General features: G+C 44.4%; 11 protein-coding genes. 10 read left to right on the forward strand and 1 reads right to left on the reverse strand.

Annotation, left to right across the window (positions count from 1 at the left end):
• Positions 1 to 17: 17 nt before the first annotated feature.
• The 7 genes from CQS04_RS09985 to CQS04_RS10015 all read left to right on the forward strand — a co-directional run bounded on the left by CQS04_RS09985 (position 18) and on the right by CQS04_RS10015 (position 6,980).
• Positions 18 to 1,106 (forward strand): HD domain-containing phosphohydrolase, encoded by a 1,089-nt coding sequence (locus CQS04_RS09985; protein ID WP_100354010.1) that lies wholly within the window; start codon positions 18 to 20, stop codon positions 1,104 to 1,106.
• A gap of 10 nt (positions 1,107 to 1,116) precedes the next feature.
• Entirely contained in the window at positions 1,117 to 2,931 is a 1,815-nt protein-coding gene (locus CQS04_RS09990) for an adenylate/guanylate cyclase domain-containing protein (protein ID WP_100354011.1), read from the forward strand.
• Positions 2,932 to 3,037: 106 nt separating this feature from the next.
• Positions 3,038 to 3,481, forward strand: coding sequence for an Lrp/AsnC family transcriptional regulator (locus CQS04_RS09995; protein WP_094942735.1), 444 nt, complete (start codon positions 3,038 to 3,040; stop codon positions 3,479 to 3,481).
• Between the two features lie 154 nt (positions 3,482 to 3,635).
• Positions 3,636 to 5,240, forward strand: a complete 1,605-nt coding sequence (locus tag CQS04_RS10000) for a gamma-glutamyltransferase family protein (RefSeq protein WP_100354012.1) — start codon at positions 3,636 to 3,638, stop codon at positions 5,238 to 5,240.
• Positions 5,234 to 5,830 (forward strand): chromate transporter, encoded by a 597-nt coding sequence (locus CQS04_RS10005; protein ID WP_245858799.1) that lies wholly within the window; start codon positions 5,234 to 5,236, stop codon positions 5,828 to 5,830. The genes CQS04_RS10000 and CQS04_RS10005 overlap by 7 nt, the downstream gene beginning before the upstream one ends.
• Positions 5,827 to 6,360 carry a chromate transporter gene (locus tag CQS04_RS10010; RefSeq protein WP_100354013.1) on the forward strand — a complete coding sequence of 178 codons (534 nt, stop codon included), beginning with the start codon at positions 5,827 to 5,829 and terminating at the stop codon, positions 6,358 to 6,360. Before CQS04_RS10005 ends, CQS04_RS10010 begins: the two co-directional genes overlap by 4 nt.
• A 59-nt stretch (positions 6,361 to 6,419) precedes the next feature.
• A complete protein-coding gene (locus tag CQS04_RS10015) occupies positions 6,420 to 6,980 on the forward strand; it encodes an MEDS domain-containing protein (protein ID WP_100354014.1) in 561 nt (186 codons plus the stop codon).
• 44 nt (positions 6,981 to 7,024) lie between these two features.
• Here the strand turns inward: CQS04_RS10015 and CQS04_RS10020 are convergent, their stop codons facing one another.
• Entirely contained in the window at positions 7,025 to 7,864 is an 840-nt protein-coding gene (locus CQS04_RS10020) for a GntP family permease (protein WP_245858800.1), read from the reverse strand.
• Positions 7,865 to 8,050: 186 nt separating this feature from the next.
• Here CQS04_RS10020 and CQS04_RS10025 point away from each other — a divergent pair, with 186 nt between their 5' ends.
• The 3 genes from CQS04_RS10025 to CQS04_RS10035 all read left to right on the forward strand — a co-directional run bounded on the left by CQS04_RS10025 (position 8,051) and on the right by CQS04_RS10035 (position 12,059).
• On the forward strand, positions 8,051 to 9,490 hold the full coding sequence (locus tag CQS04_RS10025) for a hypothetical protein (protein WP_165775515.1): 1,440 nt from the start codon (positions 8,051 to 8,053) through the stop codon (positions 9,488 to 9,490).
• Positions 9,491 to 9,572: 82 nt separating this feature from the next.
• Entirely contained in the window at positions 9,573 to 10,424 is an 852-nt protein-coding gene (locus CQS04_RS10030; RefSeq protein ID WP_100354016.1) for a S1C family serine protease, read from the forward strand.
• 120 nt (positions 10,425 to 10,544) lie between these two features.
• Positions 10,545 to 12,059 (forward strand): hypothetical protein, encoded by a 1,515-nt coding sequence (locus tag CQS04_RS10035; RefSeq protein ID WP_100354017.1) that lies wholly within the window; start codon positions 10,545 to 10,547, stop codon positions 12,057 to 12,059.
• The last annotated feature ends 153 nt before the right edge of the window (positions 12,060 to 12,212 follow it).

Below are 12,212 nucleotides of genomic sequence, written 5' to 3' on the forward strand. Positions count from 1 at the left end.
ACGAAAGGGAGGTGCCCATGGATAAGCTCACGAAAATCTTTAAGTCGATGGCCCTAATTTCAGGAGAAGTGGAGCTTGAAGCAGTACTGATAGAGCTCGCACAGCTTGGGAAAGACCTCGTTTCTGCAGATCGCTGTACTGTTTGGCTGCACGACGAAGAAGCGGCTGAGAACTGGACGCTCGTTGCACAAGGAGTAGACCCGCTTCGTATGCCGGCTTCAAGTGGCTTTGTAGGAACGTCGATTCAAACAGGGCAAGTGTTGGTTATCGAAGATGCCTATCAGGACTCTCGCTTTAATCGGTTGATCGATCAAGAGACGGGATACCGGACGTATTCCATTCTGACAGTTCCATTTCAAAATGCACAAGGAACTTACTTTGGTGCGTTTCAGGCTATTAACAAACGTCCGATTGGTTCTACATTTTCTGAAGAAGATGTCCAGCTTATCCAATTAGCGGCGACCTATGCAGGAAAAGCAATTGAAAACAACCTTTTACATACCGAACTGATCAAGACGCAGCAAGAAATGATTGAAGTGATGGGACAGATTGGGGAGAGCCGTTCCAAAGAGACGAGCAACCACGTAAAGCGAGTTGCGCTTTACTCCTATGAACTCGCTAAGCTTGCCGGGCTTCCCAAGAAAGACCGGGATCTTCTCCGGATGGCGTCACCGATGCATGATATTGGAAAAGTGGCTGTTCCGGATTCCGTATTACTAAAGCCAGGTAGGTTGACGGATGAAGAGTACCAGACGATGAAAGAACATGCCGCGATTGGCTATGAAGTGTTCCGTCATTCTAAACGCGAACTTTTGCAGGCGGCAGCTACGATCGCACACCAACACCACGAGCGTTGGGACGGTAAAGGGTATCCTGAACGGATTAAAGGAGAAGACATACACATCTTCGGTCGCATCACAGCCATTGCCGATGTATTTGACGCTCTAGGAAGCTCTCGGGTCTATAAAGCCGCGTGGAAAGATGAAGAGATTATCGCCTATTTCCAGCAACAGGCTGGTTTTCAATTTGATCCAGATCTCACAGAATTGTTTTTGATGCACTTTACTAAGTTTACGGCTATACGAGAAGCATATACCGACTTGTAGGAGGAACCACATGGGAACCATCATCTATGAAGAACAGCAAGTAATTGATCTGCCTCTAGAAGCTGCTTGGGAAATGGCTACAGACACCAATCACTTCAATCATTATGCCAAGCTTTTTCATGTCCAGTTTTCACCTCTACATATCAATCAAGGCGATGTCATTCGTGAAGCGAAGGCGAATGTCTTTGGAATCATTCCTACAAAGTGGCGAGAGTACACGTTTTCCTGGGTGCGGAATGAGTGGTTTGAGATTGAACGAATCTATTTGAAAAGTCCGATGAAGCGAGCGCTCTGGAAGATTTCATTAGAAGCAGTAAATGAAAGACAGACTAGGATGCGAGTTGACGGGGATTTTAACTATGCCAACTTTCTCGGAAAAGTAGCCCTTGAGCGAGTCGTCATCCCTCAGTTACGAGGCATTTTCCGTTACGCAGAAGAGTATGCAGCTTCCTATGATAAGCAGGCGATACGCCCTCAAGCAAAACAACGCGTCACTGTGCAGCAGAACGTCTTAGATCGCCGAGCGAAGGCGTTGTATCAGTTGTATCCGTCTTCTGAGCACGTAGAGCCATTACTGAATGCTATCCAGAATGCCAATGACGAAGATGTCACAGGGATGCAGCCCTATAAGTGGGCTAGTCAACAGGGGATGGCGCGTCGCGAAGCACTAGAGTTGTTCTTACTCGCTACGAAGGCAGGACTTCTTCAACAACGCTGGAGTATGCTGTGTCCGAACTGCCGAGTTCCAAAACAGCAAAGTGTTACTCTTCGAGACATTCAAGACACCGTCCACTGTGACTTATGTGGAATCGATTATACGATGGATTTTGATCGTTCCATTGAAATGCAATTTGATGTGGACCCAGCGATTCGAACATCTGCTGGATTGCTGTATTGTGTAAATGGCCCGATGAATTCGACTCACATTTTAGCGCAGTTTCGAATTCCTGCTAACTCCACGGTAAATCTCCAATTACCTAAGTGGGAAAAAGCGCATCGCTACCGAATCTTGCAATGGAATCATGTGGTCCAAGTGGATGACGAAGGAGAAGCGCATCAGGCTCTGGAATATACACCACATGGGTTTAACTCAGCACATATACAACCGACGCAGCATCTTTCCATACAAAATCAGTGTGAGCATGAGATTGTCTTCATGGTGGAAGAGCTCGAATGGAATGCAGACGCTTTGACTGCACGGGAGTTGACCAGTCTGCAGGTGTTCCGAGATTTGTTTGCTACTGAGGTATTGTCTCCAGATCAAGAAATCCAAGTAGGACAGTTGACCGTTCTCTTTACAGATTTAAAAGAATCTACCGCGATGTATGAGCGGATTGGTGATGCACTCGCTTATTCCGACGTCCGACAACATTTTGACTATTTGAAACACCAGATTCGAAAGCACGACGGAACGATTGTAAAGACGATTGGTGACGCGGTGATGGCTGTGTTTACAGATGAACAAAACGCTTTTGATGCGGCTCTCGCCATCCAACAGGGCATTGGATCATTGACGAGTTCAGAAGGCCAGCAGTTTACCATCAAAATGGGTATGCATCAAGGGACTGTGATTGCTGTAAATGCCAATGATTTATTAGACTATTTCGGTCGCACGGTGAATCTGGCAGCTCGTGTGCAGCAGTTGAGTCTAGGACAGGATCTTGTGATGACGGCAGCGACTTACCAGCAACTTGATGAAAGACAAGGGCTTGCTGTCGAGACATTCCATGCACCACTTAAAGGAATTGGAAAAGACATTGAGTTGGTACGGATTTCTGTACCCATTATTTCCCGGGAAATAGTGACAGCATCCGACACTGCGTAATCAGGAAGCGAGAAAATCTCTCGCTTCCTTTTCAATTTGTTCGGAAATAAGGTATATTTGGAACACAACGGAATGAGTTAGAGAGGGGTGTGTCGAATTGGAACGAATGGATGCAACAGATAAAAAGATACTAGAACTCTTAACAGCCAATGGTCGGATGTCTTATGTGGATATCGGCAAGGAACTAGGATTGTCTCGTGTGGCAGTTCGAGAGCGTGTACACGATCTACAACAACGAGGCATTATCGAACGCTTTACTGTAGTGGTAAATTCCGAGAAAGTCGGCAAGAGTGTCTCAGCCTTTTTTGAAGTGGATTGCGAGCCTAAGTCATTGGTTGAGGTAGCCGAGAAACTTGCAGAGAACGCCAATGTAGCGAGCTGTTATCAGATGACAGGCCCTTCTACACTCCATATGCATGTCCTTGTGGACGACTTCCAAAGTTTAGAGAAGTTCATCAATGAAGAGTTGTATGCGTTTGAAGGGATCACGCGTGTTGAGAGTCATATCCTGCTTCGCCGGTTTAAGAGTCGAAGTGGATTGAAGTTATAGAATGTACTAGTGAGCCACAGACCTAAACAGGTATGTGGCTTTTTTGAGTGGCATTTGAACGGAATTTTCTGTATACTGCAAGAAAGAAATACATTTGTTAATCAAAAGTATAAAAATAATTAACAAATGAAATTGAATGGAGGAATAAAAGAGTATGGATCACTTATTTCACCCCTTCTCAGGGAAACGCAACACTGTATTTGCTAGAAATGGAATGGTTGCTACATCACAGCCACTAGCTGCTCAAGCAGGTTTAGATGTTTTAAAACAAGGCGGAAACGCAATCGATGCGGCAATCGCTACAGCAGCAGCACTTACTGTTGTGGAACCGACATCTAATGGAATCGGTGGCGATGCCTTCGCTTTAGTGTGGGTAAAAGACAAGCTGCATGGCCTGAACGCATCCGGTCCAGCTCCAAAGTCCATCTCAGCAGACAAGTTAAAAGAAGCAGGACATAAGCAAGTGCCGGTATTTGGCGTGTTACCTGTGACCGTACCTGGAGTTCCAGCAGGATGGGTGGCCCTTTCTCGTAAGTTCGGGAAGTTGCCATTGAAAGAGGTGCTCGCACCAGCCATTCGCTATGCAGAAGAAGGGTATCCGGTCTCTCCAATCCTCGGGAAGTTCTGGGGGATGGCTCATAAAAAATTCAAAGAGACGTATACATCAGAAGAGTTTGCAGGCTGGTTTGAAACATTCGCCCCAGGTGGCGAGGCCCCGAAAATTGGGGAGATGTGGTCATCTCCAGGTCACGCCTCTACACTTCGTGCGATTGCAGACACAGAAGCAGAAGCATTCTATAAAGGTGAGCTTGCAGACAAGATGGACGCGTTCATGAAGCGACATGGTGGCTATCTGTCGAAAGAAGATTTAGAGAGCTATGAAGTGGAATGGGTGGAGCCTTTAGGAGCGCACTATAAAGGCTATGATGTCTGGGAAATTCCACCGAACGGACAAGGCATGATTGCTCAGATGGCACTGAAAATCTTCGAACAAACAGGGGATGCCAAGTGGCAAGATGCGGATACACTTCACCGTCAGATTGAATCCATGAAGCTCGCATTTACAGATGGAAAAGCCTTCATCACCGAACAAGGAGAGATGCCAGTAGACCCAGAGCACTTGTTATCAGATGAATACGCCAAAGCACGCGCTGAAAAAATTACAGATGAAGCATTGCTTCCAGAACCGTATGAATTACCTCGTGGAGGAACGGTCTATCTCGCAGCTGCGGACGGAGAAGGCAACATGATCTCATACATTCAAAGTAACTACATGGGATTCGGTTCAGGAATCGTCATTCCAGGTACGGGAATTGCGCTACAGAACCGTGGGCATGACTTCTCCTTAGATGAAACCCATCCGAACTATTTGAAACCTGGAAAGCGCACATACCATACGATTATTCCCGGCTTCTTGACTAAAGACGGGAAAGCGGTCGGGCCATTCGGTGTTATGGGTGGCTATATGCAACCTCAAGGACATTTCCAAGTCGTTTCAAGTACTGTAGATCACTTGCTCAATCCACAAGCGACACTCGACATGCCAAGATGGCAATGGATTGAAGGGAAGACCGTTCACGTGGAGCCAGAGTTCCCGAACTATTTGGTGCAAGCTTTGATTCGCAAAGGACACACGATTCAAGTGCTACCAGATGGAGGCAGCTTTGGACGCGGCCAAATCATTTGGCGGGACTCTGAAACTGGTGTGCTTCAAGGTGGGACGGAATCTCGTACGGATGGCTCTGTTGCGGCGTGGTAACTCCGCACAAAGAAGTGCCTCTTGAGCGTCCAAAGGGGCAACTTTACAAGGAGTTGGCAAGTGGCTTTTTCCGAGTCGGAATCTTCGGATTTGGAGGAGGCCCTTCCTCGATTCCGTTAGTCCATGCAGAAGCAGTGAAGAAGTATGAATGGATGACAGACGATGAGTTTGGGGATGTCTTGGCACTAGCGAACACGATGCCAGGTCCTATTGCAACGAAGATGGCCGGATACATCGGCTACCGTGTGGCCGGATGGATCGGTATGTTGATTGCCTTAGCAGTCAATGTGATTCCGACAGTTATTGCAGTCATTGTCTTATTAAAAGTGTTAGAAGCCTATAAAGAGTTACCGGTCGTTCAAAATATGGCGCATGCCGTAATTCCTGTAGTAACTGTCATGTTAGGCGTTCTAGCATGGGACTTCGTGAAGAAATCGGGTGAAACGATTGGATGGATGAAAGCTGCTGGAACGTTAACAGTCGCTTTTATCGCGATGTATCTACTGAACATTCATCCTGCGTTTGTGATTTTAGCAGTCTTTGCGCTCATCTTTTCTCCACTTCTGATGAAGGGGAGGAACCGGACATGATCTATTGGGAACTGTTTATTGCGTTTCTGATTCCTGGTATTTTAGGTTACGGAGGAGGTCCGGCAGCGATTCCACTTGTTCAAGTAGAAGTGGTAGAGCGCTACGGCTGGATGACCAATGCTGAGTTTTCAGAGATGGTAGCAGCAGCCAATGCACTTCCTGGGCCGATTGCCACTAAAATGGCTGGTTTTGTAGGATATGATCAAGCAGGAGTTTTGGGCGCATTAATTGCTTTGTTCGCAGCAGTGGGTCCTTCACTTCTCATGATGATCTTATTGCTGAATTTGATTTGGAAACATAAAGAATCCGTATATGTGAAAAGTTTAACACGTTGGATTCGTCCTATCATTGCGGTATTATTAGTCGTAATGACGTATGATTTTTTAGGCGATTCTTTCGACATGAATGGCATCTGGGTTACATTGATTCTGCTTGTTGGCTCCTACTTCTTGTTGGAACGCGTGAAACTGCATCCAGCTCTAGTGATTTTACTCGCTCTTGGCTTCGGTGCGGTGACAACCTATATTTAGTGGTATACTAATATCCACTTTACTCCGTCTCGGAATCCCAATAGAAAGTTGGAACGGTTATGAAATCTACGATTCAGCAACTTGTTAATGAAAAGCGGAATGCGCATATTCTCTATGCGTATACCGGTAACGAAACCTATTTTAGAGAGCTGTATCAGTACATTTCCGATGGAATCCATGCAGGAGATCATTTGTTACTGGTGGAGAACGAGCGTATTTCGTCTCAAGTACAAAAAGAACTTGCCAAGCGATTTTCATCTCAGCAGTTGAACCAGGTCCACTATGTAAATAGCCTTCATTTCTATTGGTCTAGTGGAAGTTACAACCCGCAAGCGATTCAAGCCTATTTCACAGAAGTCGTTGCGCCATTTATTGAGAAGGGGCACGTCTTTAGGTCTTGGGCCCACGTAGAATGGGAAAGTGTAAAAGAGCCGTTGCATTTGATTGAAGAATTTGAGTATATGGTAGATCAAGCGGTAAATGAAATGAACTTTCCACTAATTTGTGCGTACGGCCTAGATCAGATGCCTGAACGACTCCAAACCATGCTTTTGAAGACCCATCCTTATGTATTAGAAGATGCGTCTATTGCAGCGTCTACAACCTATGAACCACAATAAAAGCCACGCTCCGGATTCTTTCTGGTGCGTGGTTCTTTGTTTGCTTATAAACCAGGTAGGAACCCGGCAAATAGACTTAGTAGATAAACAGTGGCGAGTGCCGTCAGTCCGGCGATAAACCCACCTAACGTCCATGCTTGAAGGGTTTGCGGTACTGTCAGCTTTCCAAAACGGGATACGACCCAGAAGCCAGAATCGTTTGGAAGAGAAAGGCCGATACCACCAGCACAGATTGCAAGACCTAAAAGAACAGGGGACACGCCAAGCTCTCCAATCATTGGTCCTAGGATACTTGATGTCGTTACAAGCGCTACGGTTGCAGAACCCAGAGATGCACGTAAGATTTGAGAGAAGATGAAGGCAAGTAACAGTACCGGAATACTCCAGTCTTGCATCGTAGCAATCAAGTGGTCACCGATGCCACTCTTGTTGATGACTGCTCCAAAAGCGCCACCCGCACCAGTGATCAAAATGATGACACCTGCTGAACTGATCGCTTCTGTATACAAGCGCTCACTTTTCACTGCAATGTATGGGCGAAGGACGATCAATGCCACGATAACAGAAATGAAGAGTGCCACGTTCTTTTCCCCAACAAATCCAAGAACTGCAGCTAATGTAGTTCCAGGGAACCAAAGATTAGAAAGCGTATTGAACAAGATCAATAGAATGGGTAGGCCGAGTAAGAAGAAGCTGAGACCTGTACCGATTTCTTTTTTAGGAGCATCTGCAGGATCCATTTCTAGCTCTTCCACATCGCCAGAATGTTGGATGCGTTTCCCAATGAACATTCCATATAGATATCCCCCGACAAGTGTAGCAGGGATGGCAACGATCAATCCGTATAAGATGAACAGGCCAAGATCGGAGATTAGGCTAAACACCTTCCTTGCGAAGGTGTTTTTTTAGTTCCTATAATTGAAACATTTTCCATAATAGGACGTAATTTATAGTAGTATGGAGTAAGAAAGAGAAATTGAAGGAAGTGAAAGGAAGGTTGGATGAAGGGGATTCTAAAGTTTGTGTTGTACATGGGGGTATTGCTTCTTTTTATTATCGGAAGTAGTTGGATGATTTTTTCTTTTGATGAAATGAGAGGCATGTTGGTTGGGGTTTTACTCTGGTGTATTCCATTTGGGCTCTTCGTTATCTCGTTAATCGCACTTGCGATGGGGAAGTTGCCGAAATTAGGAATTCGTTCGCGGTTAAGCGCAGCGGTAGTCTTGTTGACATCTATACTAGCAGGAGCATCATTGATTCTTCTGGTAATTAGCAATGTATTTGTGATACAGGCTGGCAACACAGGGGCTACGGCATTAGAGAAAATTGCTTGGTATGGTAAATTGACGGGACAGATGCCAATGCAATCGGATGCCTTCAAAGTTGAAGGAAAGTATGCAACGTATTATGTGACGAAAGACAATGAAGAGAAGGTAGTCGTGATGGAAGAGATGTTCCCTCGTGTAGAAGCACAACTCGATCGGTTTTTGCCACCAGTAACTTCAGGAGAAAAACCTGAGATTGAACTCCACCAGAGCGAATCTACATTGAATCTTTTACAGATGGAACCAGAGATGTCCGGAGTCTATAATGTTCTTACTGGGAAGATAAACCTCAATGCAAATCAATTGGGTTGGGAAGAGCTTGTGATTCATGAATATACGCATTACCGCGTCCATCAATTCCAGTTACAAGAAGTAGGGGAGCACCGATCCATTCCACATTGGCTAGAAGAAGGGTTTGCTCAGATGATGATGGGAACATTACCCTTAGGGCCATTTGATCACTATAAGGAATTCACTTTACAAGATGCTACAAGTAAAATTGCAAATATGAATAATCCGATGCAAGACGTCTATACATATGGTCAAGTACTATCGCTAGAAATTTCAAAAGAAGCTTCAAAAGAGCAGTTTCAAGCGTGGCTTTTGACAGAAGACAATGCAGTGATTGAACAAGAGATTCGGGATTTATATGCTATTCCTGAAACTGTTTTGACTCATCAATTCCTATTTGAGAAATACGAGGCAACTCTTGCTAAAGATCCGGGATACTTTGATCGTCTGTTGAAAGTAACCGCAGATGGGTGGGAAGATGAATGGGACTCTTATAAAAAAGACATGTATTTTCCTATGTATAAGGAATACTTACCTATCTTACAGAATGTAGTTATTGTTGAACTAGAATGGGATAAAGGAGAGCAAATTTTAAACGAATGGATTCAATACGACCCGATATTATCTCAAGAGGAAATTCAACAAGAACAAGCCTACCTTGTTGCTGGGCGAGGAGAACTAGAGGAAGCTATATCTCTAATGGAAGTTGCTTTGAATAAACAAGAGCATTTTGAGAGGTCGGAAAAAATGAACTATTACTTATCCATCTACAAATTGCTTTTAGAAGATCCGTTCCATCCAGAAGCATTGTCTAAACTTGAAGAAAGAACTATCTACTCCAGTGGTACACAAAAGTGGCTCCAACAAATACAAGATGAAAGCTCCTCTCAGTAGAAGATAGAAAAGGCTGCTAAACTCTCTATACGAGAGTCCAAGTAGCCTTTATAATTGAGAGAAAACGAATGTGAGGAAGAAAATGGGTAACGAACTAACAACTGAGAAATCACCATCTCCTTGGAAATCAAGAATGAAATCTACCGGTCTCGTCATCATCGGTACACTACTTGGATTGAATTTAGGTGGCATTTATTTAAATGATCAAGACGGGGAAGTAGAAGCCCAACCAATCGTGGCACAAGGACAAATGGCAGGCTTGCCGGACTACTCTAGCAATTTCAAAGAATTGAACCCTCTAGCTGTAGTCGTGGAAACAGAGACAAGCTACGGTTCTGGCTTTTTGTATCAAGATGGTGGCTATATCATCACCAGTGCCCATGTAGTGACAGATGGCTTGGATGTTACGGTCTGGAACTCGTTCTTCCACCCATCTGAAGGGACCGTCATCGGCATTTCGGAATTCATGGATATCGCCTTGATTCATGTCCCTGATTATGAGGGGCAAGAAGGTGTAGAAGTAAACTTGGAAGCTCCTATTCAAGCAGGAAAGCCAGTACTTGCTGTAAGTTCGCCATATGACACGACCAACACAGGGTCAGTTGGATACATAACCGGGCCAAAGCGCCATTTAGAAATGGAAGATAGTTCTGCCTACAACCAGTTCATTCAATTTGATGCTCAAACCGCTTCCGGAAGTAGTGGAGGTCCATTATTTGATGCGTCAACAAACGAAGTCATCGGAGTGATTACACAGGGTAGCGGTTATTATGAAGAAATCAAGTATGCTCTTCCTATTGAAGACGTTCTTGTTTATATTGATCGTTGGATTAAGAAGCCCTTACCTGAAGCTACTATTCTAGATATACAAGAGACACTGCGTGAATTGTATGAGTGGGAAGAAGAGGAATGGGAAGAAGATACTGAGGAATAACCTGAAAATTCGTCTGCTCCAGGCGAATTTTTTTAATCCAATCGAAACTTTTTCCAGTTTTATCCGTTAGTATCAGTAGAAGAAAATCCAGGCTCTATATTTAGAGGAAAGGATGATTGAATGAAATCACTGCTACGTATTGCTCTAGTTCTTGTAATCAGTATAGGGTATTTGCTAGCAAGTGGATGGCTCATCTTTCAACAAGATGCAGTAGCGGGCATGCTATGGGGAATCGGCTTGTGGACAGTCCCTTTCGCTCTGCTAGTATTCTCCATTGTAGCTTTCGTAAATCGTGGGTTGCCCAAATTTAAAATTAGGTCTCGAACATCTGCGGCGGGCTTCTTCCTTCTATCCTTTTTAGTCGGCGCCAGTCTTGTGGGAATTGCTTTCGCCAATGCATTTGCTATAGAAGTCGGTGTTCCTGAACAAGACGCCTTGGCCAAGATAGGTTGGTATGGGAAGTGGACAGGGCACACGGCACTCCAGGAAAATGTAGAACAAGTTGAAGGGACGTATGCGACTTATTTTGTAACGCCAGAGAACCGAGACAAGGTTGCTGAAATCGAACGACTTCTGCCTTTAATTGAAAAACGAGTGGATCGGTACTTACCTGAACTGCCTGAATCTAAAAAACCAAAAATTGAACTTCACCGAGATGCCTCTACACTACAGCTACTTGGAAAAGATACATCCCTTGGTGGATTCTATACTACGATTACTGAGCGTATTCATGTGCATGACAATCAGACCTACTGGGAAGAGGTACTTATTCACGAATATGCCCATTACCGAGTCCATCAGTTTCAGATACAGCAGACAGGAAAAGGGTTGACACTGCCACTTTGGCTTGAAGAAGGATTTGCAGAGATGATGACGGGAACGCTGCCACTAGGTCCATTTGAGGCTTACCGTGACCTTCCTCTAGAAGAAGTCCATCGGAGCAGCAACCGACTAACGACAGAAGTAGACGGAGTTAACATCTATACATATGGCCAGCTTCTTGTGACAGAGTTGACCCGAAAAGCAGGAGTTTCCCAACTTCAAGATTGGCTACTTGAAGAAGACACGGAAGTTTTAGAAGCTGAGCTTCGCAAGCTCTATGGTGTATCTAAAGAGGACGCTATTCAGACAGTGATCATTGAAGAGTACCAAAAACAAATCGCAATTAGTGCAGAGCATCGTCTAGAGGCTACTAGCCATCACTTCTCAGGTTGGGAAGAATCCATACAACTCTTAGAAGAGACACTTTATCTACCTATGTATATTCAGGCTTTGGATCACTTTTACCAGCATTCAAAGGAAGAATTGGCTTTTGAGGATGCCGCGCTATTACTAACGGAAATCGAATCGTTGGATATCACACGCCCTGCCAACCATTTCCTTAAAGAGCGAGCCCTACTAGAAGCTGGTAGAGGACATCTAGAGAACGCCATTGCTATGTTGGAGAATCTGGACAGTTCTAATGCGGATGCTATTCATGCTCTCATCGCACAAGAAGAACTTCGTATTTTAAAACGTTTGTATGAAAACCCAAATGATCAAGAAGCTAAGGCATATTTAGATAAGCATCCGTTCTTTGGAGACGGTACTGTAGACTGGTTAAAACAATTGCAAAAAAATAGTGGATTGAAATGACCCCTTGAAACTTGAATTCGACATAAATATAGAATATATATCATATATGTGATACTAAATGTCACAAAGTGCTCAATATTGCATGATAAAATTCGATATTTCACGGGTAAATAGTATATAATCAAACCAATTAGTGTTTTTTGGGAGAAGGGG

Origin of the sequence: Chryseomicrobium excrementi (genome assembly GCF_002798305.1) — a bacterium.
GTDB classification, from domain to species: Bacteria; Bacillota; Bacilli; order Bacillales_A; family Planococcaceae; genus Chryseomicrobium; species Chryseomicrobium excrementi.